This is a genomic window from Achromobacter spanius (genome assembly GCF_003994415.1).
GTDB classification, from domain to species: domain Bacteria; phylum Pseudomonadota; class Gammaproteobacteria; order Burkholderiales; family Burkholderiaceae_B; genus Achromobacter; species Achromobacter spanius_C.
The window spans coordinates 512440-537060 of the sequence record NZ_CP034689.1; the positions used below are offsets into that span (position 1 = coordinate 512440).

29 protein-coding genes are annotated in these 24621 nt (G+C 57.6%); 20 read left to right on the forward strand and 9 right to left on the reverse strand.

What is annotated here, in order from left to right; all coding sequences use genetic code 11:
• Positions 1-889: 889 nt before the first annotated feature.
• The 3 genes from ELS24_RS02240 to ELS24_RS02250 all read right to left on the reverse strand — a co-directional run bounded on the left by ELS24_RS02240 (position 890) and on the right by ELS24_RS02250 (position 3057).
• Positions 890-2110, reverse strand: coding sequence for a DUF1173 family protein (locus ELS24_RS02240; RefSeq protein WP_240669421.1), 1221 nt, complete (start codon positions 2108-2110; stop codon positions 890-892).
• A 71-nt stretch (positions 2111-2181) separates the two neighbouring features.
• Positions 2182-2676, reverse strand: a complete 495-nt coding sequence (locus tag ELS24_RS02245; RefSeq protein WP_127183275.1) for a hypothetical protein — start codon at positions 2674-2676, stop codon at positions 2182-2184.
• Between the two features lie 36 nt (positions 2677-2712).
• Positions 2713-3057 carry a hypothetical protein gene (locus ELS24_RS02250; protein WP_127183276.1) on the reverse strand — a complete coding sequence of 115 codons (345 nt, stop codon included), beginning with the start codon at positions 3055-3057 and terminating at the stop codon, positions 2713-2715.
• Positions 3058-4698: 1641 nt separating this feature from the next.
• Between ELS24_RS02250 and ELS24_RS02260 the strand changes: the two genes are divergently transcribed.
• From ELS24_RS02260 to ELS24_RS02285, 6 genes are all read left to right on the forward strand, one after another.
• Complete coding sequence (locus tag ELS24_RS02260) at positions 4699-5454, forward strand: ParA family protein (protein WP_240669422.1); 756 nt, start codon at positions 4699-4701, stop codon at positions 5452-5454.
• Complete coding sequence (locus tag ELS24_RS02265) at positions 5451-6632, forward strand: DUF7673 family protein (protein WP_127183277.1); 1182 nt, start codon at positions 5451-5453, stop codon at positions 6630-6632. Before ELS24_RS02260 ends, ELS24_RS02265 begins: the two co-directional genes overlap by 4 nt.
• A gap of 43 nt (positions 6633-6675) precedes the next feature.
• Positions 6676-7044 carry an H-NS family nucleoid-associated regulatory protein gene (locus ELS24_RS02270; RefSeq protein ID WP_240669424.1) on the forward strand — a complete coding sequence of 123 codons (369 nt, stop codon included), beginning with the start codon at positions 6676-6678 and terminating at the stop codon, positions 7042-7044.
• 56 nt (positions 7045-7100) lie between these two features.
• Positions 7101-7349 (forward strand): hypothetical protein, encoded by a 249-nt coding sequence (locus tag ELS24_RS02275; protein ID WP_127183278.1) that lies wholly within the window; start codon positions 7101-7103, stop codon positions 7347-7349.
• 99 nt (positions 7350-7448) lie between these two features.
• Positions 7449-7655 (forward strand): antitoxin VbhA family protein, encoded by a 207-nt coding sequence (locus tag ELS24_RS02280; protein ID WP_205736951.1) that lies wholly within the window; start codon positions 7449-7451, stop codon positions 7653-7655.
• The gene (locus tag ELS24_RS02285; RefSeq protein WP_240669426.1) at positions 7609-8595 is read left to right on the forward strand and encodes a Fic/DOC family protein; all 987 of its coding nucleotides are present in this window, start codon (positions 7609-7611) and stop codon (positions 8593-8595) included. The genes ELS24_RS02280 and ELS24_RS02285 overlap by 47 nt, the downstream gene beginning before the upstream one ends.
• A 375-nt stretch (positions 8596-8970) precedes the next feature.
• Here ELS24_RS02285 and ELS24_RS02290 read toward each other — a convergent pair whose 3' ends face one another.
• Together ELS24_RS02290 and ELS24_RS02295 are read right to left on the reverse strand one after the other, a co-directional pair.
• Positions 8971-9348 carry a hypothetical protein gene (locus ELS24_RS02290; RefSeq protein WP_127183280.1) on the reverse strand — a complete coding sequence of 126 codons (378 nt, stop codon included), beginning with the start codon at positions 9346-9348 and terminating at the stop codon, positions 8971-8973.
• A 510-nt stretch (positions 9349-9858) separates the two neighbouring features.
• A complete protein-coding gene (locus ELS24_RS02295) occupies positions 9859-10170 on the reverse strand; it encodes a hypothetical protein (RefSeq protein ID WP_127183281.1) in 312 nt (103 codons plus the stop codon).
• Between the two features lie 91 nt (positions 10171-10261).
• On the opposite strand from ELS24_RS02295, the gene ELS24_RS02300 reads away from it, so the two are divergent.
• On the forward strand, positions 10262-10459 hold the full coding sequence (locus ELS24_RS02300) for a hypothetical protein (protein WP_127183282.1): 198 nt from the start codon (positions 10262-10264) through the stop codon (positions 10457-10459).
• Positions 10460-10469: 10 nt separating this feature from the next.
• Here ELS24_RS02300 and ELS24_RS02305 read toward each other — a convergent pair whose 3' ends face one another.
• Both ELS24_RS02305 and ELS24_RS02310 read right to left on the reverse strand, forming a co-directional pair.
• Positions 10470-11147, reverse strand: a complete 678-nt coding sequence (locus ELS24_RS02305) for an SOS response-associated peptidase (RefSeq protein WP_127183283.1) — start codon at positions 11145-11147, stop codon at positions 10470-10472.
• Between the two features lie 102 nt (positions 11148-11249).
• Positions 11250-12323, reverse strand: coding sequence for a hypothetical protein (locus ELS24_RS02310; RefSeq protein ID WP_127183284.1), 1074 nt, complete (start codon positions 12321-12323; stop codon positions 11250-11252).
• A gap of 195 nt (positions 12324-12518) precedes the next feature.
• On the opposite strand from ELS24_RS02310, the gene ELS24_RS02315 reads away from it, so the two are divergent.
• The 7 genes from ELS24_RS02315 to ELS24_RS02345 all read left to right on the forward strand — a co-directional run bounded on the left by ELS24_RS02315 (position 12519) and on the right by ELS24_RS02345 (position 17558).
• Complete coding sequence (locus tag ELS24_RS02315; protein WP_127183285.1) at positions 12519-13583, forward strand: IS110 family transposase; 1065 nt, start codon at positions 12519-12521, stop codon at positions 13581-13583.
• 444 nt (positions 13584-14027) lie between these two features.
• On the forward strand, positions 14028-14438 hold the full coding sequence (locus ELS24_RS02320) for an antirestriction protein (RefSeq protein WP_127183286.1): 411 nt from the start codon (positions 14028-14030) through the stop codon (positions 14436-14438).
• A gap of 301 nt (positions 14439-14739) precedes the next feature.
• Positions 14740-15642, forward strand: a complete 903-nt coding sequence (locus tag ELS24_RS02325; RefSeq protein ID WP_127183287.1) for an N-6 DNA methylase — start codon at positions 14740-14742, stop codon at positions 15640-15642.
• Positions 15643-15943: 301 nt separating this feature from the next.
• A complete protein-coding gene (locus ELS24_RS02330) occupies positions 15944-16591 on the forward strand; it encodes a DNA methyltransferase (protein WP_127183288.1) in 648 nt (215 codons plus the stop codon).
• Entirely contained in the window at positions 16588-16842 is a 255-nt protein-coding gene (locus ELS24_RS02335) for a hypothetical protein (RefSeq protein ID WP_127183289.1), read from the forward strand. The genes ELS24_RS02330 and ELS24_RS02335 overlap by 4 nt, the downstream gene beginning before the upstream one ends.
• A 3-nt stretch (positions 16843-16845) precedes the next feature.
• Positions 16846-17040, forward strand: a complete 195-nt coding sequence (locus ELS24_RS02340) for a DUF6900 domain-containing protein (protein ID WP_127183290.1) — start codon at positions 16846-16848, stop codon at positions 17038-17040.
• 182 nt (positions 17041-17222) lie between these two features.
• Positions 17223-17558: a ClpX C4-type zinc finger protein gene (locus tag ELS24_RS02345; protein WP_127183291.1), complete on the forward strand. Its 336-nt coding sequence runs from the start codon at positions 17223-17225 to the stop codon at positions 17556-17558.
• A gap of 644 nt (positions 17559-18202) precedes the next feature.
• Here ELS24_RS02345 and ELS24_RS02350 read toward each other — a convergent pair.
• Both ELS24_RS02350 and ELS24_RS02355 read right to left on the reverse strand, forming a co-directional pair.
• Entirely contained in the window at positions 18203-18922 is a 720-nt protein-coding gene (locus tag ELS24_RS02350; protein WP_127183292.1) for a hypothetical protein, read from the reverse strand.
• On the reverse strand, positions 18919-19821 hold the full coding sequence (locus tag ELS24_RS02355; protein WP_127183293.1) for a hypothetical protein: 903 nt from the start codon (positions 19819-19821) through the stop codon (positions 18919-18921). The genes ELS24_RS02350 and ELS24_RS02355 overlap by 4 nt, the downstream gene beginning before the upstream one ends.
• 829 nt (positions 19822-20650) lie before the next feature.
• Between ELS24_RS02355 and ELS24_RS02360 the strand changes: the two genes are divergently transcribed.
• The 6 genes from ELS24_RS02360 (at position 20651) to ELS24_RS02380 (ending at position 24475) form a co-directional block, all read left to right on the forward strand.
• Positions 20651-21142, forward strand: coding sequence for a hypothetical protein (locus ELS24_RS02360; RefSeq protein WP_127183294.1), 492 nt, complete (start codon positions 20651-20653; stop codon positions 21140-21142).
• Positions 21108-21578, forward strand: a complete 471-nt coding sequence (locus ELS24_RS02365) for a hypothetical protein (protein ID WP_164741201.1) — start codon at positions 21108-21110, stop codon at positions 21576-21578. The genes ELS24_RS02360 and ELS24_RS02365 overlap by 35 nt, the downstream gene beginning before the upstream one ends.
• A 72-nt stretch (positions 21579-21650) precedes the next feature.
• Positions 21651-21800, forward strand: coding sequence for a hypothetical protein (locus ELS24_RS30765; RefSeq protein ID WP_164741202.1), 150 nt, complete (start codon positions 21651-21653; stop codon positions 21798-21800).
• Positions 21801-21826: 26 nt separating this feature from the next.
• The gene (locus ELS24_RS02370) at positions 21827-23812 is read left to right on the forward strand and encodes a ParB/RepB/Spo0J family partition protein (RefSeq protein ID WP_127183296.1); all 1986 of its coding nucleotides are present in this window, start codon (positions 21827-21829) and stop codon (positions 23810-23812) included.
• A gap of 81 nt (positions 23813-23893) precedes the next feature.
• Positions 23894-24172 carry a type II toxin-antitoxin system RelE/ParE family toxin gene (locus ELS24_RS02375; RefSeq protein ID WP_127183297.1) on the forward strand — a complete coding sequence of 93 codons (279 nt, stop codon included), beginning with the start codon at positions 23894-23896 and terminating at the stop codon, positions 24170-24172.
• A 12-nt stretch (positions 24173-24184) separates the two neighbouring features.
• Positions 24185-24475, forward strand: a complete 291-nt coding sequence (locus tag ELS24_RS02380; RefSeq protein ID WP_198158204.1) for a HigA family addiction module antitoxin — start codon at positions 24185-24187, stop codon at positions 24473-24475.
• Positions 24476-24621: the final 146 nt, after the last annotated feature.

Genomic DNA, 24621 nt, shown 5'->3' on the forward strand with positions numbered 1-24621 from the left:
AATGCTTGCCTTCGATCAAGTGGCCGTCGCGGATCAGATGCCGGAAGGAGTGGACCGATCTGCCGGTGCATTCGGCAGCTTTTTCCATTACGACCCACACAACGGGTCGATAGCGTAAAGGCATGAGTCTTTCCTCATAACGTTGAGTAGGCGAAGTAGCCGAATCCGATAAGGGCCTCACTGAGCACTAGGATCCAGGCTGCTCGCGTCTTGGTCATCAGCGCGTATCCCACTGTGCCAACGAACACCAGGGCTGAAATTCCAAAAATACTGGTCATTCCGTTGCCCTCATCTGGATAGCCCAAGCATGCGAGAGAAGACGGGACTGCATTCAGGTTGTCCAGAGGCGCAGGAGTAATAAATCACCCCCACTGCCGTAAGCCCAATACCGAGACCGAGTGCAGCGCATATCAGCATTTCCGGCGTGGTCTGCGCGCGCATGACGCGATTCATTAAGGCCATGGCCGATAGCAAAAGCGAAAACAAGATAGTAAAAGTGAGCACGCTCATCGGTTCCAATTGAACTTCAGGAGGGCTGGGCCAGGTCCGAAGGCCAGCTACATCCAGACAATGTAGTAAGCCGTGGCCGCGGAGATGACGCATACACCGAGGTCGCGTACAAACTCTCTTCGCCCCGACACAACCACGGAGATGCACAGAATCAAGATGGCCGTCGAGTACCAGAAGATGATGAGTAGACGCTCCAATCCGGCCTGAGCCCGCTCGGGCCACATTCCCGAATTCATCACGAATCCCATCAGAGCCGTGGAAACTAGCATTGAGAAAAATACGAAGGCATCTCTCTTCGATCCGCGAATTCCGGCGTTCACGCATCCCGCAACTGACACGCCTACGAGCAAGCAGAGAGCCAGAACTGTCGAATGTTGAATCATTCGTCCACCTGAAGTGAATTGAGGGGTGCGGGGAAATCCGGAACGGGATCTCCGATTGATGCGTTCCAAGACCACCAGCCGTCTTTGCCGTATGTCTCGTCGTAATGAGCGCCCTTCTCCTCCTTGCGCGCCAAGTATTCGGGAGTGCTCATGCCCCATACCTCTAACGGCGCTGGCGTGCGCATGTCGCGCAACCAAAAATCCGGAAAAGCTGCGTCCTCGCCAGCATCAAACCTCAGCGGCTTTTCAAACCGGCGCTTTTCAGCCACGAGCTTGTCAGCGACGAGACCCTCGAAGCCCGAATCGACCGGGATCCAGTCCCGCGTGGTTTGCATGAGAGCGATATCGACGACCTGTGCGCGCATGCTCCCGCCAGAAGACTTGGGCGGATCGGTTTGTACGACAGCGATGACGATATTTCCTGCCCGCCAAGAGTCGATTTCTCGGCCAAAGCGGCGTTCCAAAGGTTCCCAGACGTTCTCGTCGAGATTTAAGTGTGGGATGCCATGAAACCCGGCGATAGGCAGCGTCGCGCTGCCATCCATTCCTTCATGGTGCTGTGCGAGAGGTGCAATCACAACCAAGCGGCGCCTTTGAGTGATCGCTTCCAATGCCTTGGCCTTGTTGTGTCCCGCTTGCTGCCCGTTCGCGGTCGGCGTGGCGATCACGAGGTTTTGAGCCAGTCGAACACGTCCCGCATAGGTGGTCATTGCCGAGCGCATCAAGTGGTAATGCACCACCCCTAGATTGCGCTTTCCTTCCATGCCTGGTGACCATGCGTGCAGTCCAGCCTGCGTCCAAAGAAAATGGAGAAGACCGAGCAGTGTCATGCTGGCTTGACCGGTTCGCGGGCGCGTTGCAGGCATCGACGGCGCGGCGGCGGACGAGGCGTCCCCTTCTTCTGGGGCGGCTGTTGCACGCTGTTGAAGCCCAACCTTCAGCTTAATCTTGACCGCGCCGTCGTCGAGTTCCTGCACCACGCCGCGTCGGTACGCACCAAGACCGGACATGCTCGGATCCACGCCGTAATAAACGCAGTCTTCGCTGTGCTCCGATCCTGTCTCGGGGAAGCGGGCGAGGTGGAAGCGGTCGGAATTGGCGCGGCTGTGGATCGAGAGGCGTTTTTCACCTGCGCCGGAACACGTGCAGCGTACGTCTGCCTTGCCATGCGCCATCAACAGTACGCGTTTCCAGCCGTCCTTGAACTGATCAGCCATTTGGAACTCCGACGAGTACGGTCGGGTCATTCCGGCTAGCGTAACCTCCACGGTATATATCTTTCGATCCATCAGTCGCCTCCGGCCTGCATCACCGCGTGCAGGATAAGGACGGGAACCCCTATGATGATGGGGACGCGCATAACGGCCACAGCGATCTGTTGATAGATGTTCAATTCGCTGAAGGAGCCGTAAGAAAAGTACAGGGAGACGTTAGCGACAAGGAAAATCACTAGACCCGCCACCCCGCTGACGCCCAGCCAGAACAAGACCGCTGCCTTACGCTTTGATGCGTCAGGGGCTATTGGCGGCTCTCTTTCCCTCATGCCATAACTGACCAGCCCGGCCCAAGCAGCGCATGCGACGCCGATTAGTCCTACTGAGACAGCTCCCCAGAGCCGCCCGCCCAGGGAAACCAGCCACAGAACATTTGCCCATTCTTCAATTAGCTTTCCAACCGTGGCCAGGACCACGACGATCAAGGCCAGCCCTATTGCGACCTTTATCGCGGACGAAGCCATTAACGTGCTGTTTGGGTTTCGATGAGTCGGATGTTTTTTGTGCAAGATGTACTCCGTTTTTCGGACTGCCAGCCTTTCGCTTTAGATCAACGCCGTACTCAGCTTTGAGAGCTCCGAGGCACGAACGTAGATAGCTCTCTTGCCGCCGCGCAATCCTGCGACCGTCGACATCAACGCGAGGGCAACAAGAAGTTGCGCATCCAGCAGGATGGCCATAAACGCCTCCTGGAACGCTTCGACGATTGGTACTTCATGGCTGTGCGCATGCCAGATAGCTGTGCCGAGGATGGTCAGGGCCACAAAGTGCGCAGCGGCATTCTTCGTTAAGGCCATCAGCCATCGTCGGTTGGTTGCGCGGCTCCCATCAGCCTGGCTACAAAATTGATACTTGCTGTTGAACTCGCGCTTTCTTTGAAGAGCGTTCATTTGTGTATAGATCTCCGTGAGATGGAGCCATGTGCCATCCGAATCGGAGCGCTCGATTTTCGAAGTGTTTAGCAGCTAAACACCGGGAAAAATCCTGATGAACGCCGATTCGGATGCCGCCGCCGAGATACCACAACGTTGGCGGCTTCCTGCCGACTTGCACGGCACAGGCAAGTTGAGACCCTGCCCGGTGTTCGCCCAACACGTTATTCGCCACGTGGGGCATGTCTTACTTAGGCGCTCGTCTGAATGCCCGACCTCGCTTTCGCGGTCAGTCGGTCCACTTCAGCAGGGATGGAAAGCAACTCCATTCACTGCACGAGATCAATGCGCCCGCCAGGCTCTGCACCTGGCCGGATTTGTACGTCAGCGCTGTCGCTAACGAGCTTCACGGGCCTCGTCTGGCGCATTGAATCTTGCCGCTTCTTTAATGCCCGGGGCCAAGCTTTCGCTCGCGGCAATCTCCCCTACCGCAGCGCTCAATTAGCCGCTGCGGGGCGTTTACTTGTTTCGTCGTGTTAAAGAGCGTGTGAAAAGCACTGTACTCTTTAGTACATATCTGGTCAATACCTTTTAGTACATATTTCGGAAAGTCTCCGATAATCGAGCTTTTTTTATTTATTGATACACTGAGAAACAATACTGATACACATCGCGACTGCCCCTAGAAAGTGGGAAGTCTTAGCCGCCAGCCGAGGGCGCGGACCATACCAATCGCAGGTGCAAGCGTTTGGCGGACGCGTGTGTCCGGCCAACGCTGCACGCATGACTGCTCATGCGAGGATTAGGCCGTTCTTTTTTTCTGGATTGCGCCCGCGATGAATTCCGACACTCGAACGTCTAATTCGTGTCGCTTCTCGGGGCTTAGATGCAGGAAATCGTCGTAAGACGCCAGCCGAAAGGGCCATTCGGTGTGGGGCGACGATGGTGTACGGCTAGGCGGCGTCGCTACCGGCGTGCCTTCCCTCTTCATCACGCCCTCTAGATAGCGCAGTGGCATGCCCACAGTCGCTTCTAGGTTCCTGGCGCGCCGGGAGCCAAAGCTCTTCGTACGCAGTAACTGGGAGATTTCGCTCTCATTGAGATTGTGAGCGATGCAAAACGCGCGCGTGTTCGCATGGTGCGCAGATATCCACGCACGTAACTGGTCCCGGCGGACCTGCATCTCCTGCGCAGCGGCGTCCATGGGCCGGATTCTGCATGACTGGACATCGCTTTACCAAAAAGTACAAGACATATGTGCCAAAAAAATGTACTCTTTAGTACATATGAATGCCGCTAAACGATACCCCCGCATTGAATCCCTGATCAAGTGGCTGAAGGTAACGCCTGTTGCCGAGGCTCGCGCGCAGTGCCTTGCTCAGCACACCACGTGGGAATACCTACGCCAAATCGCATATGGCTACAAGCTCGTCGGCCCTCGCAGAGGCGTGGCCATCGAACGGGCTACGGGCGTCCCTCGTCGCGAGTTGCGCCCTCATGATTATTGGCTTGCCTGGCCTGATCTCCCCGAGCCCTCGGATCAAGAACACACTGGCGAAGCCGAGTTGAAGCGCTTTCCCTAATTCAATGTTTAGCGGCTAAACACATCGCCGCTTTAGCCGCTAAACGCCCGCACCTCAATGCAAAAGAGGAATGCTTATGGAAATGAAAATTCTCGCAGTCGCACAAGGAAAGGGCGGTGTTGGCAAGACCACGACCGCCGTCAACACCTCATTTGAAGCAGCCGAAGCAGAGGCTAGGGTCTTGGTTGTCGATTTGGATTCTGGCGACCTCTCCAAGACCCTGGCTCGGTTCAAGCTGGACATCCCTGCAAGCGCACTCTTTCTCGACAGTCCGCCGGTAGTGCCTACTCACGAATCGAACATCTCCTTGATCGCAGCGGATCAGTTGCTTGCGAACTTGATCTACATGCCGCTTGAAACCGCGCTAAGAAATTTCCGGGTAAATCTGTCGGCCTTCGCTGAAAAGGGCTATGACCTCTGCGTGATTGATACAGCGCCGGGCGTAAGTATCGCCTTGGCAGCAGCGCTCCACGCTGCCGATGCGGTCATATCCCCTGTGGAAATGGAGGAGTACAGCATCGAAGGGATCAAGAAGATGATGCGCGTGATACTCAATGCTCGGCAGCGCAATCCTAAGCTGCAATTTCTTGGGCTACTTCCCAGCATGGTGGACCGGCGGAATCCGCGTCAGGTGCGACATCTGGAAGAAGTGCGCGCTGCACACGAGAAGCTGCTTGCTCCCGTCACCATCGGCCTGCGCAGCAGTGTCGCCGAGGCGCTGGGTATGGGTGAGCCCGTCTGGAAAAGCAAGAAGACTTCGGCGCGTGCGGCCGGCGCTGAAATGCGCGCCCTGGGCCAGTACATCCGCACCAAGATGGGAGTAAAGGCATGATGGATCTAAAAGGACTGGGAGACTTGGCGTCCATCTTGGATATGCCGTCCACTACAACCGGTGAACCGATGATGATCGATATCGACCTCATCGACGAAGATTGCAACGTTCGCTCAGAAGGCAATCCGGGGTTCAGCGAGGAAAGTATTGGCGAACTGCGAGCCTCTCTTCGCACGGATGGGATGGAAAGCCCGATTTCCCTTTATCCCAACCCTGATCGACCTGGTCGCTTCATTATCAACTTTGGTCACCGGCGATTTCGGGCCGCAAAGGCTGAGGGTTGGCGCGAAGTGCCAGGCTTCCTGACGCTTAAGAAAATCAGCCGCCGTGCCCAAGCCGCGGAGAACATCCAACGGGAAAACCTAACTGCCCATGAGATCGCCCTCTATATCCGGGACGAACTGGCAGATGGGCAGAGCCAGACCGCCATCGCTGAGAGTCTTGGTAAGTCCAAGGCATGGGTAACCCAGCACGCCAAACTACTGGACCTGCCGGACCCAGTAGCAGGTGCCGTGGCCTCCGGCAAGGTCACGGACGTAACGTTGGCAAATGAACTCGCGGTCGCGCACAGGGAGGATCCGAAAGCAGTCGAGGACCTGTTGAAAGCGCCAGAACAAAAGCCCACGCGCGCCGCCGTTAAAGCCATCCGGCAAGGTAGCAAGCCGAAGGTCCAATCGGCCGAGCCCAAGGGCCCTACGCAAACCGAAGATCCCTGCGATGATCGGCACGCTGGCCAGCAAGCAGAGCAGGGCGTGGCGATCACGTTTGTTGCGGACACGAATGGCATCCGCTTTCGACGTGAAGTCCCCGATGAGGTGAAAGCCGAATTTCAACGCCGGCGAGAGCAGCTTGCGCAGGAGCAACGCGACAGCGCCAACCCCACGCTGCGCCGGGCCGGTATGGACGCCTTGAATCGCCTCATCGAAATTGCTCGACGGGACACCGGCCAGAGCAAGCGTGTCGCGGACTTTCTGCTTGCCTGGTGGAACGCCACCAGCTGCCGTGGCTTCGACCTGACAGACCTATGGAACGTAGATAAGGAGATCTACGACGACATGCTGGGGGTCATCAACCTGATCCGCCATACTCGGTCCTATCCAGATAGTCTGAGCACGCCTGTGCACGAAGCGTTCAAGGAACTGGTCAAACTCTGGCGGCCGCACCTCGATCAGGACTGATCCGCAGATACGGTGTTTAGCAGCTAAACGTAGGAAACCAAAAATGAAACGTAAGGAAACTGCAATGCCCTTGAACAAACCGCTCGCCAAGCTCAATGCACAAATCCAAGCTCTCCAGCGACGTGCCGAAACCCTTCGCATCAATGGCAGGACGGCAGCTGTACAAAAGATCGTCGCGCAAATGCACGAGTTTCAGATTTCTCCCTCGGATATCCAGGCCGCATATGGCGCAACGAAGTCTGCTCGCCCCAAGCGCAAAAAGGCTGTTGAGCGAACCGAATCCCGTCGCCCGGTCGCGCCGAAATACCGTCATCCTGAATCTGGTTATACCTGGACCGGACGTGGGCGAGCGCCGCGCTGGCTGACTGCTGCGGAGCTCGCAGGAGCGTCGCGCGAACAATTCAGAATCTGAAGCAGGATGGATCAGACGCCATCCTGGAAACAACATTGCGACTTTGGAGATATGTCATGAGCGATAGCCATTTGCGTCCCAGACCCCGTCAATGCCTGGGCAACTTGTGGGTGTACAGGGCGACTGTGATCTGCATGCTGCTTATGGCCCTCGCGGCTGCGATCGGGCTCTTCTACCTCGCATCCATTTTTATGGACAGCCTGGCCCCAGACACAAGGATGTTCGTCGACATTCTCTCGTTCTTCTTTATCGCTTTCCTCATCGTCGTCAGTGCATGCTTTATGTCGCGGCGTTGGCCAGAGTGACTCGGCCGGCTTTACGTCGTGCAGTTTCGTCCACCCGGTAAGTTAGCCCCTAACGCAGGACTTGTTGCAGTAAAATGAAAGACCTTCGGAGATACCCCAATGCTGACTTCTAAAGACGTGATAGAACGGCGCCGCGCTGTAGCAAATGCGGTGGCGAACCAGCGGCTGGAAGGCTTGGAACCCGACTCACGCACAGTTGCCGACCTTGAACGTGCAGCGGCTGGTGAATTGAGCGTGTCGGACGTCCTCCGTACCCTGCATGCCCGCATCGCCGCTGGCGAATTTCGTTCGTCGCCCGCTCGATAGCTTCAATGACCGCATAGGCCAGTTCATGGCCAAATACCCCATCAACGCGCAAGATCCATACGTAGACCCTGTTTCCGGGGTTCTGCGTAATCGTCTTGCAATCACTGACCAGGCCGAACTGGACAAGGTGGAGGCAACCTTCGCCGCCGTGCGCTCTTATGAACTTGCTACGGACCCCATTCGGGGGCAGTTTGACCTGGCGCACCTTCAACAGATCCATCAGCGGTTGTTCGGCGACGTCTATGACTGGGCGGGCAAGATCCGCACGGTCGACATTTCGAAGGGCACAACACGCTTCGCCAGCCACGAGCAGATCACAAGCTATGCGCCCCAGATCACGAGACCACTTTCGCGCGAAGGTCTCCTGAAGGGCCTTGCGCCTGATTCGTTCAGTGAGCGTGCTGGCCATTACTTGGGCGAGTTGAATGTGCTTCATCCCTTCCGGGAAGGCAATGGCAGAAGTATTCGGGAGTTCATCGGTCAGCTTGCAAGGGATGCAGGCTACGGCATTGACTGGCAGGGCGTTGATCGGGGCGAGATGACGAAGGCGTCGATCGAGGCCTATCAAGGAGACTCGCAGCGCATGGCGCACCTGATCCGCGCCAGTCTCCGAGAAGTTGACTGGGAATACGCTCTGGATCTGGCGAGGGCGGTGGCGGGCGATCGCGCACACGTCGTTCAGGCTATTCCTGGGCAGAGTTATGAAGGCGTGGTTATCGGATTGACCGAGCGGTACCTGGTTCAAGAACAAAAGGGCCAGGCTGGGGAGATGGTCCTGCACAGCCGTCGCGCGCTCCTCAACGTGGATCTCGCCCTTCCAGGGCAGATGATCGGAATCCGCTATCCGCATGGTGGCGTCGGCTTGGTGGAAGCATCTCTGTCACAACCAGAGCGAGAGAACTCAATGCAGCTGCAACGCGACCGCGGGCATGAGCGGTGAGATGGACTTGTTTAGCCGCTAAACAATTGGCTGGCCGCTTCACCACACATACAACCCGAAAAGACGTTTATCCGAACCCGTGGATATGTGGATGATCGCTGCGCGACCACCCGGCTCGCTTCGCTCGGCCCATGGACAACCGCTGATGGACAAACGGTGGACAGGCTCCGCCTGACCACGCGCTTGACCACAGGGATTGCCCACCGGCTTCCCGAGTTTCACCCACATACCCACCGGCCCCCACCGACCAAACATGAGATACAGAAGTTCAAGACACGCGCCCGAATGTGGCGACCGACGCAATTAAGTCATCACATTCAGGGTACGGACTGCGAATGCTCGGCCGGTCCTATGACGCGATGCAGAGATCGCCGACTAAGAGGTGGGGCTCGAGGCAGAAGTGATTTCGACCTCGACTTTGCGGGTATTCAGATTCCACGGCTTGTAGTGATATGCCTTGCGTTTCGATTTGAGCCGCTTCTGACGGACCAAGTACACGTGGATAAGGCCGGTGCCCAGGACGCCCATGGCTTTGGGTTCAGACACGGTCGCACGTGCCGTAAGGCCATTGTTCGCCAGCACCCTATCCAGCTTTCCCTGCAACAGACGCGCCGTGGCGTCGTTGACCAATAGCGGGGACTTAAACTTCAGGCCCTCAATCCCGGCAGCCCTTGCCATTCGAATCAGATTGTCGAGTTCTTCGAACGCCCCTTTCCACAATGTGGCTGGTTTATCTGCCTTGAGGAGATTCATATGCACCGTCCACCTGGCAGTCCCGATATTGCTTACGAGGAGGATTCGCCCGTGATAGTTGAACAGAACTCGTCCAATGGCGACCACTGTCAAGCTCAAGCCAGCGCCCACCCAAGGATCCAGATGTAGAGGTATGGCCACCACGAACGCGAACAATGCTACCCACCAAACTCGTGCCCGCGATCGGCTCACCGTCACAAAGCATCGACGGCCCCAACATGTCCTGGATATCGGTCCTAACGCGAATTGCATAGGGACGGCGAGGAAGACATGCACAAGCCAGCCAAGAATTGCAGCGGCGGTGTATCCGATGAAACGAAGCAGGGTCAGGAGTGATTTGCGCATGTAGATATCGATGAAATCAGATATCTCATGATATGTCTAAACGCAACTTAACTGCGCAACGCGCGCGGTTGTTTAGCAGCTAAACGTCGCTCTGAAAAAACGATTCGCCCAGCAGTGGGGCGCTTTCGGGCAGTTTCCAGCCAATGATCTGGCCCTGCGTGCGACCTACCGTGGGGCCATTCCCTTGCGCAGTTTATTTGGGGCTTCTAGCAATTCGCGAATCATCTGTTCCTGTTCGGCCACGCATGGCTCGGCCAGCAAGGTGTTCCACCACTCGTCGTACACAGGCGCCAGCACACCGGCAGGCCGCTTGAATTCGCTGGACAGTTGCTTGGTGCGCAGGATGAAGGATCTGTAGCGCTTGACCTCTAGCAGCAGAGCGAGGACGTCCGCGTCATGGATCTTGCCGTCCGGGCCGCGATGACGATCCTGAATGGCACGAAGCTGGGCAAGCGGAAGGGGAGGTCTGAACGGCATGATAGAACTACTGTATGTATATACAGTATAAACAAGCCTAGAATCCGCGCCATACCACCCCGATTTATGGGGCCGAAATAGGGGCAGCAAGGTGATTGATCCCGAAGAGTGGCGCCGCATGGATGACTACTACTGGGCCGGGCCGGCAGGCTGGACGATCTGTCGCGTATGGGTAGATGGCCGGTATCAGCACGAGCTGTGGCATACCCGTGGAGAAGCAGGGCGGCTTATCGGCATGCGAGCTTCATTCGAAGCCGCGATTGCGCTTTTCGACCATCAGACTGGTTGATAGCGCGCATTCAGATGGGGTCTACGGGGTCAATAGCGTCGGGCAGTTGATACTTCGAGTTGCCAACCTCCCGTCGTACCGGATGCCAGCTAAATGCATCCTCGGGCAATCCGGATTGCAGCAGTTCAAGCGCGTGCTGCGTGGGGAAGTCGGGGTCGATCCAATGGATGGCCAGCTCGGGCGGCAGCGCCACTGGGCGTCGATCATGGACATCAATCATGCCGCCCAGCGCATCGTTGGTCACGATGGCGAAACCGTGGGCTTCATCCTTTTCATCACCAGGCCGCCAGCCGGTGAGTCCCGCAAAAAATAGTGGTCCATCCCCATGAATGTAGTAGGGCTGCTTGGGAGCTTTCGTTCCTGTCCCGAGGGCTTTCCACTCGTACCACCCATCTGCCGGCACAAGGATGCGGCCGTGAGCTACGAGCATCTTCCACGGCCAGCCGCCAGCCAGGACCTTGTCCAGGCGTGCGCAATTCATCTTGTACTTCGAGCCTTGGGGTCGATACGTCCAGAACTGGCGGTCCAGCTCGTCAGCACCGGTCAGGCGATGCAACGTGAGCGGGCGTGTGCCCGGGGGTATGTTGAATCGCGGCCCCGCTGGGTCCGCGAAGATCTTACCCAGGTTGGTAAAGATTCGCTCAACGTAGTCCAACGAGCCAGATTTCTGAACGATTCGACCGCACATTGATCACCTCTCCCCCTATGCAGATGTCAGGCCAGTATAGGCGCGTGAATGCAGTGTCAGGAGTGTCGGGCGTTGAAGGACGGAACATCTATCTAAAGCGAATCACTTGGCTAAGAGCGGCGTATGTGGGAAAGAGTTGACTGTCTCTCTCCATGTATTCGCTCGCTTTGGAATCGCCCTTTGACCATTGTTGAACGAAAAGAAAAATGGATTAGCACTGACAGCGAAGCGCCGGATTCCCGACACGTTCTCTAGCGGCTTAGTGGAGATCATATCAATCACTGCTGTCGCAATTTTCAGCAAGAGCCGCATTAATTCTTTGAAGTCTGCTTCCGACACAATATTGAGCTGGTGCCCGCCCAAATGATGCGGAATGAAGAAATAATTATCCGAGGCGTTGTCTATCCCTACGTGATCGAAGATCTCATAGGTCTGGAGCAAAACTACGTAAATAGTCGTCGCTTCGTCTCCAATACTTGGTTGATCGTTCTTCATCGCCCGCTCAACGTGATTCCAAAGACCATCGTTAATGGATGCTATTTTAAGTCGAATGGCCGCCTCAAAACTAGGCTCGACAGAATAGCTAGCCTCGGCCGTGCCTTTAGCTCCAGGATATATCTTCCGATATAGCAATCGGGGATATGCGACGTAAACCGACGATATGCGATCGTCAGAGTTAAATATCTTTGTTTCGCCAAATTTCCAGGTGGCTACATGCTCGATGAAGTCTTTCTGATGCGCGTAGAAGCCGTCAAGAGAGTTCTTTGCGCTAGCCATTGACAACTGCAAAGCGGCTTGCTGCATCTGCGACGCTGTTTGCGTCGTGCGGTGGATCGCAGCGACTATGGCGGAAAACGGTATCGAAAGCGACAGGAAAGCTAGCGGAAGTTTGCTGATTTCGATGAATTTCGCATAGCCGTTCGGGCTCCAGTCAAATTCATATCCCTGCCATGAAAAGCATCCAAAAAACAAAAACGATGCCGCAGGCACCAAAATGCTGATCCAAAAAATTGGTTGCGCGGACAGTGCTTTTCCGTCGATTCGATACCATTTTCTATAATGGGCAAAGGCTGCAGTTATGCACAGGCCTGCCAGATATACGCCAAGAACTAACATCATCTTTTCCGTTATGTAACGGCATGGAATATAGCGGGTCGGGGAGAATTCTGCATGCACCTGCCGCTGCACCTTCGCGGTGCCGCATCTATTCTCTCGACCTACGTGAGGTCCGACCTGGTGTCAGGCCTGGGCGCATCTTGGCCCTGCGCGCACCGAACGCAAGGGGCTTTCGAATACAAAGGGACTTCCTTCTGATGGCGAACTCCGCAGCCGTACTATCAATCGTCATCTTTATTCCTTTGGAGACGAATCATGGCGCAGATTGTTAGGGTTGGGGTAGACCTGTCGAAAACCGTCCTGCAGATCCATGCTGTTGATGACGCGGGCGCGACCATAGTCAATCGAGCCGTATCTCGAGAGAGATTCTTCGAGTGGTGTATTCAACTTCCAGAAGGATGCGTGGTGGCAATGGAAGCCAGTTCGGGCGCCCATCATATTGGGCGCAAGCTAACTGCGTTTGGCCTGGATGTGAAGATCATTGCCGCGCAGTTTGTTGCGCCGTACCGAATCCAGGGAAAAACCGGGAAGAACGATGCAAACGACGCAGCTGCGATCTGCGAAGCCGCTTCGCGACCGCACATTCATGCGATCCCGATTAAATCGGCAGAGCAGCAGGCAATCATGAGCGTGCATAAGGTCCGCGAGGGCGTTAAGGAAGAACGAACTGCGTGCATCAACAGGATTCGTGGACTTTTGGCGGAATTCGGCATCGGCGTCTCTCGTTCTCCGGAAGTGCTGCGACGTAGGTTAGCGGACATAATCGATGACGCTACCAACGAAATGCCAGCATTTGCACGCCTCGTAATCCGGCAGGCGTACTCACATTGGATCGAGCTTGAAGAGCATCTTGCCTGGTGTGATGACCGCATTAACGAGCATGTGAGGCGAGATCCCCAGGCGCGACGCGCGACAGAATTGGTGGGCATTGGCCCGATTACCGCTTCGGCTCTGGTCGCCTACGTCGGCGACTTTCGACAATTCAAGAGCGGAGCCCAGTTCGGCGCTTGGCTTGGGTTGACGCCCAAGCAGTCCTCAAGTGGAGGAAAGGCCAATCTCGGGAAAATTACAAAGCGCGGGAATTCCTACTTGCGGTGCCTGATCGTCACCGCCGCCAAGGCGGCAATTTTCTCGTGCGCGAAGAGAAATGATCCATCCTCAGTCTGGGCGAAAAAACTATGTGACCGTATCGGATGGCAGAAAGCGACCGTTGCTTTGGCCAACAAGAACGCCAGGATTCTGTGGGCGGTCCTGGCGCTTGATCGGAAATTTGATCGAGCGTACGTGAGTCCTAGCCCGTTCAGTACGTCATCATCCTGAGTCTGTGTAACGCATCGGCAGCTCGCAAGCGAAGATACTAGAACTGGTCAGACCGTCAGCAAGCAAGCTCGTATATGCCGCCGGCGTGAAGTTAGCGCCGACTTTCGAATGGAGCCTTGCTGAGCGGTTTGTATCTGGGTCCGCGTGATGTTAAGCGCACAAGACCGACTGTAGAAGCGCAGTCTGCACCATGTTCGTTCGTCATCTTCGAATCGGCGCTGCGTTCACGTATGCGTGTGTTCGTTCCCGTACGGTTCTTAATTAACGCTTTGATGGCAACTTTTCTATGGCTCTTGCAACGACCAGGAAGTCCCTGTAGCGGCATATAGCCGCTCGCTGTGCTCGCTTTATATTCCACGTCCCCTTGCCTGCGGCGCTTGTTCCGCAGGGCGCCAGTGCTCCCGTCCCGCCACCCGGCCGGGCCCCACTTCTAAGGAGCACGACATGACGCAAGCCACCAGCGCTGAAGCCCGCCTGGTCCCCGATCACGAGCGTCTGGCCTTCTTGCCCAAACACTTCGGCACCCGCCTGATGCTGCGCGGCGAAATTTCGGTCTACAACTGGCTCGATCGCTTGGCCCAGGACTACCGCGGCGGATACTGGCACTACTACGAGATTCCCAGCGGCTTCTACATGGCGCCGGCTGGCTACGACAAGCTGCGCATCGAGTGGCCCATGAACTGGTGCGACCGCAATATGTCCTCTGATGCCGCCGGCATCGTGGCGACGTTGTACGCGCTGAGCGAACTGTGCAGCCAGTATCAGGTCGACGACCTGATCGAGAAGTACCACGCGTTGCGCGACTTCGCTGGCGAACATGCCGAGGCAAGCGCCATCTTCGCTGCCATCAATTGAGAAATGTACTGCCCGCCTATGGCGGGCATTTTTCTTTTGCTGCGTCGGCGCTGGCATGCCGCGATGCCCCTACTAAGCAGCGCTGGCGGGGGGGAGGGTAGCCCTTCGAAGGTAGACCAGTAAAAGCCACAGGGGGTGGCGGGTCTGCATTCCCCGTCAGTGTGCCACGGCGTTCTCGCGTTCAAGTGCGGCGCTGCGCCGGCGCAGCTTGCGGCCGCTGGCCGTCTTCGACACTTGAGCGCTGCGCTGCGCCGTGACTTTAGGTTCCGGGCATTCCCGCCCTGGCAACCGGAGAAACCACATGGCCAAAAGCAGCAAAGCACAACAGCGCAAATTCCTCAATTCGGCCGACGAGCACCAAAAGGTCATCGTCAAGATCATTCAGGAATTGTCTCGTTCGCACGGCATTGACCGTACCTGGTCGGACTGGGTCGAGATGGGCGCGCTGGCGATGGCCAATGCCGTCGACAAAGCCCAGTTCGAAAAGCGCGAGAAGCGCTACATGGAGATCATTTCCCACTACAAAAAGGACGAGGTGCACCAGCTGGCTGAAGCGTTCGCGCATTTGGTCCAGTGCTGGGATATGAGGGTCGCCGTAGGCGATTTCGGCGACGTGCTGGGCAGCACCTTCATGATGCTGGATATGGGCAACTCTGGGACCGGTCAGTTCTTTACGCCTTACGAAGTGTCTCGAGCGATAGGTGGGATCGTCATGGGTGATCGCGAAGCACTGGCCAAGCAGGTTGCCGATCGTCGGTTCGTCCGGGTATCGGAGCCGACGAGTGGCGCCGGCGGGATGATCATTGCTGCGGCGCATGCGATGTCCGACGCAGAGATCAACTATCAGGAAGCCATGCACGTGACTGCGATCGATATCGACCACCGCTGCGTACATATGACGTACTTGCAGCTGGCCTTGCTGCATGTGCCGGCGATCGTCATTCACGGCAACGCGCTGTCGCTCGAGGAATGGGAGCATTGGTTTACTCCGGCGCACGTGCTGGGCGGCTGGAGTGCGCGGCTGCGTCAACGTGAGGCACTGGATGCGATGCGCAATCTAGTGGAGGCACCGTCGGACGCTGGCCAGGCGCACGAGGGACAGCCCGCAGTTGAGGCGCACAAGTCCCAAATCAACGAGTCGCTGTACGCAATGCCGAAGGCAGCACGTCAGGCCGCTGCCGCTGGCCAAATGTTGCTCTTCTAGGCTCACCGCGATGGCCCCTCATCGGGGCCTGGCGCGCTGGCGACGCGCCAACTTTGGACCATGCAGAGCCACAAGCACTGCACGGAGCATACAGTCGCATCCCCCTCCCGCACGGACGCTAGGGCCGCTGCGCGCGGCTTTATAGCCGCGGCCCCAACTTCAAGGGCTTTCGCGGCATAAACCGCTCACTGCGTTCGCTATTTATTCCACGTCCCTTGACCGCGCATTCGTGGGCTGCGCCCGCCTGCCCCGTGCAGTGCAATGCAGATCGGCTGACATTGCTGCACGCAAGGAGCCAACCATGAGTCGTGTTGTCCTGGGCGATTGCCTGTCCGTTCTTCCCACCTTGCCGGATCGCTGTGTTGACCTGGTGTTGACCGATCCGCCGTATCTCGTCAATTACGTGGACCGCTCCGGCCGGAGTATTGCCAACGACCGCACCGACGAATGGATGACGCCGGCGTTTGCGCAGATGTTCCGCGTGCTTCGCGATGATGCGTTCTGCATTTCGTTCTACGGGTGGAATCGCGTTGATCGGTTCTTTGCCGCCTGGCGCGCGGCAGGCTTTCGTGTAGTAGGCCATATCGTGTTCGCCAAGCAATATCAATCGAACGCGCGATTCTTGGCGTACCAGCACGAGTCCGCATACTTGCTGGCCAAGGGCCAGCCCGCGCTGCCGGCGACGCCGTTGCCCGATGTGCTGCCCTGGAAGTACACCGGGAACCGCCACCATCCGACCCAGAAGCCGGTTGAATGCCTGACGCCGTTGATCGAGACCTTTAGCCGCCCGCGCGACATTGTTCTAGACCCGTTCGCCGGCTCCGGTTCCACGTGCGTGGCCGCCCGCCAAACCGGACGGCGCTTCTACGGAATCGAAATGGACCCGAAGTACCACGAGGCCGCAGTGCAGCGTCTCGCACTGGCCAACCAGGAAAGGATCGCAGCATGAGCCGCGATGAAAACGAACTGAAGAATGGGTTAACCGCATACCTGCAAGGCTACGGCCGCAACAATCGGGCCGGTCTATCCGCGATCGCCGCATACGGCGCCTGGCCGGTGCTTGCGGCACGGGAAACCGAACGACGCATGGCGCGATTCCTCGAATCCTTGCCGCCGGACGAGGTGCAGGCCATCGTCCAGTTGGAAGTCAACCTCAACGAGCTGGCCAGCCAGGTGCTGGTCGAACTGGATAGGGAGTAACGGATGGCAAAGCCGCAACTATCCGAGGCCGCGGAACTGGCCATCGAAAACATCGCCCTGGAAATCTTGGACATTGAATGTCTGGAACTCCAGAGGATCCGCTCCAAGGACTATCGCGAAATTCCGGTGTGGGATCTTTGGAGGGCATTGCAGGCGGCGTACTTGGCCGGCATGGTGGACCATCACCGAAACGGCTGAACGGCATAGCCAGGCCTGCCGGCCTGGCTTTCTCACCTCAGCAATCAGACACCAACAACATGCCGAGGGTGGCGCGAAATTGGGATGCAACTAGGAAAAATACGCATCCGGCCTGCCGAGGCCTGTGCTAGATTTCGCACCTACTCTGACCTAGCGACGCGTTGACGCGGACCCTGCGCTCAATGGACGAAAACAATAAAAAGAACCCGCGGAAAAAAGGGCAGCCTGCCCTGCTGCATTGCTCGTTTTGCGACAAATTTCAGAACGAAGTCCACAAGCTGATAGCGCGGGACAATCCTGCCGGCAAGAAGGCGCTCACGATCTGCGACGAGTGCGTTGAGATGTGCACCGAGATCATCAACGAGCGAGGTTTGGTCGAAGCCGAAAATAGCCCCAAAGCTCTGTACAAGTATATCGTTCGGCAGAACGAAATCATCGGCGACGCACGGGATAGGGCAAATAAGGCTTTGGATCTGCTGAATGTCTCGATGCCGCCGGCGTCCGAATCTCAGCACTGAGGTTCTGATCACGAATCCCCGTTAGGCGTGCCCCTCCGGCTTGCGCCTGCGGGTCGGGCTCTCGCGCTGCGCGTCAAGCCTGGCCAACCCCGCCAGTCTTGCCCCTGTGGGGCTTCCATCCTTCCCTCCCGTTGGTCGGCTCACGCCTCCGCGCATGACGGCGCTGCGCGCTATCGCTTGCCAACGGCCTGCGGCTTAATTGAACCCTGCGGGCTTTGAGGCGCTCGCCGCGCGGCACGCCTGCATCTCTCTGGCTATCTCACGGAAGCCTGGTGCCCTGTCAGTCCCCCGCGCCCTAGAAACGCCGACTGTATCACTGCGTTCGTCCCTCCGGGTTCGCTTCGCGAGGTGCGCCCGGTCCTTGTGCTGGGAGCAAGGATGCGGCCTTCGTTCCTGCCGGTCTCCGAACTCTCTTTGTGATCTAGGTCGGCGCGGGCTTGGCGACTCACTGGACTGGCGGCAAAAACCGCGAAGACTTCAGCCGCAGCCGTGACGCCGACGAGACTGCCCAACCGGCTAGCAGCGAGGCCATAGGGTAGATAGCATTGTGTTGATGTCGGGCTAGCCTATTCTCCGTGCGGCCAAGTTCATCGCGCATGGCACGAGCACCAAAAATAATGGCCCCGGTGTGCCGGGGCCATTATTTAAACAGCGTACATTTCGGGATATGCCTTTCGGCGGCGTTCGCGCACGATCTCGGGAACGTAGCGGTTCTTATCCTTTTCGCCTTGGAACCCAAGGCGTTCGTAGACCGATCCGCCAACGCCGGGAATCACTTCCTCCCCGTCTGCGCTCTTCTCGGAGTCGGTAGCGTAACTAACGAATTCGAACTTTCCTGCCACGTCGGCCGGGAACTCAGCCTGAAGTCGCAACTCTGCCCCCTTCAGCATCACGGGAGAGGCGATAAAGATCCGCTTCGGGTTGTTATCCGAAATAGCTTTTGTCAAATTAGTCTTCACCACACAAGCGCCCGAGATAATCGACTTGACGATAATGAATACCGCATTATCTTTATCAAACGACTCTTCATAAGAGCGCAACACTGGCGAAATTGATACGCCTTGGACCTTGGCGCGAGCATTCCACATGCAGATCAAGTGGGTCTGATCACCGAGATGGTGAGCTTCCAGCTTCTCGATTAGGCCCCTTGCCAAGAAGTCCGCATCTTCAACGGTGCAAATAACGCAGATATCTTTAGGATTTGCTGCCAACAACTTAGGGAAAAGGCTCTCAGCTAAATGTCGGCCGATTTCGAGCATATGCTGCCGATAGGTGGGGACGTCGTCCACCAACCGAGGAAGCTCATTTACGAGCGTCTTCACGGCAGGGTCTTGCTCTGCGAAGGATGTAAAAGTTCTGCTCATGGTAGAACCCCTTCGAAATCTTCGAATGTTTTCGGGGCGGTGCGAACGACGGTGTCCTGAAATTTGACGAACTCTTCGCTCATAACACTCGAACCGAAGATACCAGAGGTCCCAAACGCTTGCCAGCGAAAAAAACCTCTATCGGCACTGTAAGCCAAGCCGCGGATTGTAGCAAGAATCTTTGTGAAATCAACCCGAAGTTGGTCTTGCCAATCCTTCTCAGTAGGGAACAGCCGTACGGTGCCAGGATAGAAGAGGGAGGCGTCGCTCAAAAGTTCTTCTACGTGCGCGCCTTCTGGCCTGTTGATGCAGGCCATCATCAGCGCTCCGAATGCACCGCATAGAGCCTCTTTGGTGGCATCTGGGTTATGAGCCAGCTCCTTCAGCCACGCCTGCAACTGTGGATCCTCTAGGACCAGCCGATTCGCGGTGACTGTCCAGGGGAAATGGCAAACGCTAGTGTGCGCTTCGATGACTTTTGGGATTGAAGCGTCCAGTGACACTTTTAGGTCGCTGGAGCTTACAACCAGGGTGGTGCGGGGCGCCCTTTCTTGGAGGTGAGTGGACAGTTGATGCTGCATCGAGAAATCAGTCTGAATTGGATGCTCGCCCGCGGTCCAACTTACCGAAGCCTTATTCTTCAGCTGAAAATACTCCGTGGCGCCGTCTTCTTCTATGCGTACATCATCGACGAACCCTAAAGCTTGGCCCCTGATGTGCGGATTGTCGTGGCGACGGAGACACGCAATTGCCGAAGCCACTTCAACAAGCTTATAGGTCAAGTAGAAGTCTTCATAACGAGTGCCCTTGCTTCCGTTATTTCCACCAGTGTTTTTGTTGGTGGCGTACTTTGCTGCTTCTTGTCCCAAACATTTTTCGATATCTTCAAGCGTAGCCACTTCTCTGTATCCCAGAATAGTTTTCTATATATTACAACAGGCTAGTTTCATGTATGGCGTCGACAATCGTTACGGGTCCATCAAGCCGGTCGAGTGTAGCGGCCGAGCGCAGTGGAGCCGTTCATAAGGATTTTCTGTAAGCCCCCGCTCTTCGTGCTGAAGCTTTCCCGTTGCCCAGCGCGACTGGCGTCGCGATGCCTCGGGGCGGGGGGCTGCGGATTCTATGGCGTTGAGATAGGCCCTAATTACGAGGCTGAGGCGATTTAGCGCCTTCAGGATGCGAATACTCAAAAGGTTGCTGAACGAGGCTTCGAAAGGAAAGAGATTGAACTAGGAATCCAAGCATTTTCTGTGTGGCTGTACGAGCCATCCATATATGGAATCCCTTGCATGGGCGAGCACGTCAGCTAAGTCCAAGTTCCCGTACCTATTCATACCGCGCCCCACCAGCGGTGCTGCGGGCGGGCTGTCTCCCTCCGCGTCAAGCTTGGCCAACCCAGCCAGCCATGCCCCTTTGGGGCTTCCATCCTTCCCTACCTATGGTCGGATCACACCTCCGCGCCTAGCGGCGCTGCGCGCTGCCGCTTGCCCGCGGCCTACGGCCGAATTTGAGCCCTGCGGGCTTGGGGCGCTCGCCGCGCGGCACGCCTGCGCCTCTCTGGCTATCTCACGCAGGCCTGGCACCCTGTCAGTCCCCGGGCCCTAGAAACGCCGACTGTATCACTGCGTTCGTCCCTGCAAGGGGTTCGCTTCGCCAGGTACTCACCCGGTCCTTGCGCTGCGCGCAAGGCTGCGGCTTCCGTTCCTGCCCCTTTCCGCTCCTCTCTCCATGATCCAGATCGGCACGGGCTCGGCGACTAACAGGACTGGCGGCAAACACCGCGAAGACAAAGTCCAGCGATTCCAGCCGTTCACGATCGGGCTAACGATCTTCAGGCCCGGTCAGCACTTCAAAACACTCTTGGATGTAGAGGAAATAGCCATGGCAAACAATGCTCAGAAAACTGCAACGCCGAAGCCCGTCGTTGTATTCCTTCGCGGCCTTGACGCCCGCGTGGCCCGCGCTCAGGCCAACGGAATGTTCGATGATGAAAGCCGCTTCATGGATCTTGGCCACTCGCAAATGCTGGCTCACGTTCAAGGCCGGGAAGACTTCAGCAGGGGCCGTGACGCTGAAGATGTACCGCCGCTGCTGGCGGATGTCGCCGAACTGGCAAGCGCATGGGTAGACGGCTGGAACGACGCAGAAGAGTCCGTAGCCATGGCCGCATGCTCGGGTTGCAACGATGGTTCCGGCAACCCTTGCCCCCATCACGGTTGAAAGGGGATCCACCATGTCTTGCGACGTCGTTCTGTACACACACCTTGCCTGCGCGCAGTGCGAGCTTTCCAAAAATGATCTTGCCGAACGCGGCATCGAATTCTGCGAATGCAGCGCTGCCCACTTTGCTCAAGCGCTCTCGGCAAAAGGCTATGACTCCGCGCCGGTCTTGGCCGTCGCCATCGAAAATGAGTTGGTCGCATGGCAAGGCCACAGGCCTGACATGATCGAACTACTCGCGGATCTGTTTGATCTCGGAACGGTTTCGGCCGAGGGCCTGCGCGATAGGGGATCGGCGGACGAAGCCGTGTTGACGCGCATCCAGGTCATGGAAGAAATCGGTAGGCATCAATTGAACGCTCAAGAGTTCTTTGCCGACTGCGGCAATCATCCGCTGTATCGCGGCCGCGTGCTGCTGGAATGGCTTGGCTATTAAACGAAAAGCCCCTAATCGGCGGCAACCGATAGGGGCTTGCACCTCGACCCACCCGTCAAAAGGAGAACCGTGATGAACCACGACTTTATCAGATTGGCAAATGACATGCGCCGTGCCCACGTGCTGGGCCTGGGCTTTCGTATTCCCGCGATGACCATGCGCCAGCTTACCGCCCTCATCGCCGCGCTCGACGCGCCCGAAGTCCCGACCCAACTGCACTGACCTCGATATCGACCTGGAGCATTCTGATGAAACTCGATTCCCACGAACTCGCCGCCATCCACGCAGCCGCAACGCGCATGGATATCCCGCATTCGCAACTGCGTCTCAGCGAAGCGTATCAAGCCCGTAGCTCACAGGACCGCAAACAGGACCCGGAAATCCTGGAACTGAAAGCCACGATCCAGGCCATGGGCGTGCTGCTGCAAAACCTCGTTGTCGTCGCCACGCCGGACGGCTCCTATGAGGTGTGCGCGGGCGGGCGGCGCTGGACCGCCCTCGGCCTGCTGATCGAAGACGGTGCTTTTCCCACAGACTACCCCGTCCCCTGCCTTGTGATTCCGGCTGAGTATGCCCATCACGCGAGCTTGATCGAAAACATCGGGCGCAAGGCGATGCACCCGGCAGACGTGTATGCGGGATATGCACGCCTGCGCGCCGAGAACTGGACGGTCGCGGCCATCGCTGCCGCACATGGCGCGTCGGAATCGGCTGTAAAGAAGCTGCTGGCGCTGGGGAGTGTATCGCCCGCGCTCATGCAGTTGTTCCGAGACGGCAAGGTCAAGATGGAAGAGATGCAGGCGCTGGCCTCGGTGTCGGACCAGGCCCGCCAGGAGGCTGCCTGGAAGGCATCGGCGGGCCAGTACTGGAACCGAGATGAACACATCCGCCAATTGCTGGCCGAATCCGAAATGCGGGGCGATTCGCCTGCGGCGCGGTATGTGACTGTTGCCGCCTACGAGAAGGCAGGCGGGGAGGTTCGCCGCGACCTCTTTGAGAACGACGCCTATTTGGCCGACCCGGAGAAAGTGCGCAGCATGGCGGTAGCCAAGATGCAGCGGTCCAAGCTGTTCAAGGCGGCGCAGGCGGAAGGCTGGATGTGGGTGGAGTGCCGAGTGTCGTTCGAGTACGCCGACAAAAAATCATTTGGCGAGATTCAGCGCGTCCACCAGGAGCCGAACAAAGCCCAGGCGAAGCAGATCGACGGGCTGGAAAAGCAGATCGAAGCCGCTCGGGACAAGTTGGCGGCACTGCAAGAAGTCGAGGGCTACGACGAGGCGGACCTGGGCAAGGTGCGTGAGTTGATCCGGGGCTACCAGGGACAAATTCGCGTGGTCCGCGACGAACTGTACGACTACCCGGTGGACCTGAAAACCCTGGGCGGCGCGATCTTGCACCTGGACCACAAAGGGGATTTGACCGTCACCCGTGGCCTGATTCGGCACGACGAGCGCGAGGCAGTGGCGCAGATCGTGCGCGATAAGACAGGGGAGGGTGAGACGGTTGCGGGAGTGGACCTACCGCCCGTCAAGACCCGGCCCGTGCATTCTGAAGCTCTGACGAACCGCCTCCAGGCACAGCGCGTGATTGCGCTTCAGGCCGAAATCATCGCCCGTCCGAATCTGGCGCTCTGCCTGCTGATCGAGCAGATGCTGGGCGACTTCGACGGGAGTCGCCGCAGTAGCGCCGGAGATACATTCGACTTTTCTTTGCGGCCTGCACATCACGAGCTGGCGAACACGGATGCGGACATCAAGGGCAGCCCTGCCTGGGCGCAGGTTCACGAGCAGATTGCAGCCGTCACGAAGCATGTGCCGGAGGACGACTCGGCGGTGCTGCCCTGGCTGTTGGAGAAGCCGCAGCCGGATCTAATCGAGTTGCTGGCCGTGCTGACCAGCGTTTCGATTTATCGCCGCCAAAGTCATTCCTATGGTGCGGAACCCCGGCACCTGGACCGCCTTGGCGAAGTCGTTGGTTTGGACATGAGCAAATGGTGGCGGCCCACAGCGCAGTCCTATCTCGCGCATGTGTCCAAGGACCGGATCGCGGAGGTCGTTACGGACGCGGTCGATGCGGAGCAGGCCAAGCCGCTGTTGGCGATGAAGAAGGCACAGGCTGCAGCGGCCGCCGAGCAACTGCTGGACGGCAGGGGTTGGGTGCCGGAACTGATGCGCGGGAAGCCTTTGGTGGCTACCCCCGAGCCGACATCTCAGGAGGCGGAAGCCGAAGCGTAGGGCATCTGTATGGACCGGGCTGCACGCCGATAACGCGTGCGGCCCTATTGCATCGTGTATCGTTACGGGATACAATAGCGCATGATCATCGGATTTCGCCACAAAGGTCTTGAGACCTTCTACCGCTCCGGTTCAACCCGAGGAATTCAGGCAGCACACGCTAGCAAGCTGAGCCGCATCCTGGCCCTGCTTGATGTGGCGAAGGGACCGCAGGATATGAATATCCCGGGCTACAAGCTGCATTCGCTTAAGGGCGGTCTGGCCGAACATTGGTCAGTCTGGGTCAACGGCAACTGGCGCGTGACCTTTCGCTTTACCGAGGCCGGTGCTGAACTGGTCGATTATCAGGACTACCACTAGGAGCCAATCATGATGCACAACCCTCCGCATCCCGGCGAGATTCTCCGGGAGGATGTAATTGCCCCCCTGGGGCTATCGGTGACCGAGGCTGCTGACCGGCTGGCCATGTCGCGTGTGGCGCTTTCTCGGGTGCTCAATGGCAAGGCTGGCATCAGCCCGGATCTTGCAGTCCGCTTGGAGCATGCTGGGGCCAGTACTGCCCAGGCTTGGGTCGCAATGCAGGCCAACTATGACTTGTGGCAGGCACTACAGCACGAGCAGCCGCCTGTTCGGCCCTTGGCCTCAACGGCAGCAGCGCACTGACCTAACCCATCCGCCAAAGCAAAAGGCCGCCCTAGGGCGGCCTTTTGCTTTGGATGTGCCACCGGATTTGGTATGGGGCGGCCTTTCCCACCGGCTGCGCCGGCGGGGCCGTCCTGCGGACTTCGTGAGCGTCCCCCGGACGCTCA

Bases quoted from the DNA above. Each gene is read 5' to 3' on its own strand.
- ELS24_RS02240 (WP_240669421.1), bottom strand. From the start codon at position 2,110: ATGGCTGATCAGTTCAAGGACGGCTGGAAACGCGTACTGTTGATGGCG.
- ELS24_RS02250 (WP_127183276.1), bottom strand. From the start codon at position 3,057: ATGAACGCTCTTCAAAGAAAGCGCGAGTTCAACAGCAAGTATCAATTT.
- ELS24_RS02260 (WP_240669422.1), top strand. From the start codon at position 4,699: ATGGAAATGAAAATTCTCGCAGTCGCACAAGGAAAGGGCGGTGTTGGC.
- ELS24_RS02265 (WP_127183277.1), top strand. From the start codon at position 5,451: ATGATGGATCTAAAAGGACTGGGAGACTTGGCGTCCATCTTGGATATG.
- ELS24_RS02270 (WP_240669424.1), top strand. From the start codon at position 6,676: ATGAAACGTAAGGAAACTGCAATGCCCTTGAACAAACCGCTCGCCAAG.
- ELS24_RS02275 (WP_127183278.1), top strand. From the start codon at position 7,101: ATGAGCGATAGCCATTTGCGTCCCAGACCCCGTCAATGCCTGGGCAAC.
- ELS24_RS02280 (WP_205736951.1), top strand. From the start codon at position 7,449: ATGCTGACTTCTAAAGACGTGATAGAACGGCGCCGCGCTGTAGCAAAT.
- ELS24_RS02285 (WP_240669426.1), top strand. From the start codon at position 7,609: ATGCCCGCATCGCCGCTGGCGAATTTCGTTCGTCGCCCGCTCGATAGC.
- ELS24_RS02290 (WP_127183280.1), bottom strand. From the start codon at position 9,348: ATGAATCTCCTCAAGGCAGATAAACCAGCCACATTGTGGAAAGGGGCG.
- ELS24_RS02295 (WP_127183281.1), bottom strand. From the start codon at position 10,170: ATGCCGTTCAGACCTCCCCTTCCGCTTGCCCAGCTTCGTGCCATTCAG.
- ELS24_RS02305 (WP_127183283.1), bottom strand. From the start codon at position 11,147: ATGTGCGGTCGAATCGTTCAGAAATCTGGCTCGTTGGACTACGTTGAG.
- ELS24_RS02315 (WP_127183285.1), top strand. From the start codon at position 12,519: ATGGCGCAGATTGTTAGGGTTGGGGTAGACCTGTCGAAAACCGTCCTG.
- ELS24_RS02320 (WP_127183286.1), top strand. From the start codon at position 14,028: ATGACGCAAGCCACCAGCGCTGAAGCCCGCCTGGTCCCCGATCACGAG.
- ELS24_RS02325 (WP_127183287.1), top strand. From the start codon at position 14,740: ATGGCCAAAAGCAGCAAAGCACAACAGCGCAAATTCCTCAATTCGGCC.
- ELS24_RS02330 (WP_127183288.1), top strand. From the start codon at position 15,944: ATGAGTCGTGTTGTCCTGGGCGATTGCCTGTCCGTTCTTCCCACCTTG.
- ELS24_RS02335 (WP_127183289.1), top strand. From the start codon at position 16,588: ATGAGCCGCGATGAAAACGAACTGAAGAATGGGTTAACCGCATACCTG.
- ELS24_RS02340 (WP_127183290.1), top strand. From the start codon at position 16,846: ATGGCAAAGCCGCAACTATCCGAGGCCGCGGAACTGGCCATCGAAAAC.
- ELS24_RS02345 (WP_127183291.1), top strand. From the start codon at position 17,223: ATGGACGAAAACAATAAAAAGAACCCGCGGAAAAAAGGGCAGCCTGCC.
- ELS24_RS02350 (WP_127183292.1), bottom strand. From the start codon at position 18,922: ATGAGCAGAACTTTTACATCCTTCGCAGAGCAAGACCCTGCCGTGAAG.
- ELS24_RS02360 (WP_127183294.1), top strand. From the start codon at position 20,651: ATGATCCAGATCGGCACGGGCTCGGCGACTAACAGGACTGGCGGCAAA.
- ELS24_RS02365 (WP_164741201.1), top strand. From the start codon at position 21,108: ATGGTTCCGGCAACCCTTGCCCCCATCACGGTTGAAAGGGGATCCACC.
- ELS24_RS30765 (WP_164741202.1), top strand. From the start codon at position 21,651: ATGAACCACGACTTTATCAGATTGGCAAATGACATGCGCCGTGCCCAC.
- ELS24_RS02370 (WP_127183296.1), top strand. From the start codon at position 21,827: ATGAAACTCGATTCCCACGAACTCGCCGCCATCCACGCAGCCGCAACG.
- ELS24_RS02375 (WP_127183297.1), top strand. From the start codon at position 23,894: ATGATCATCGGATTTCGCCACAAAGGTCTTGAGACCTTCTACCGCTCC.
- ELS24_RS02380 (WP_198158204.1), top strand. From the start codon at position 24,185: ATGCACAACCCTCCGCATCCCGGCGAGATTCTCCGGGAGGATGTAATT.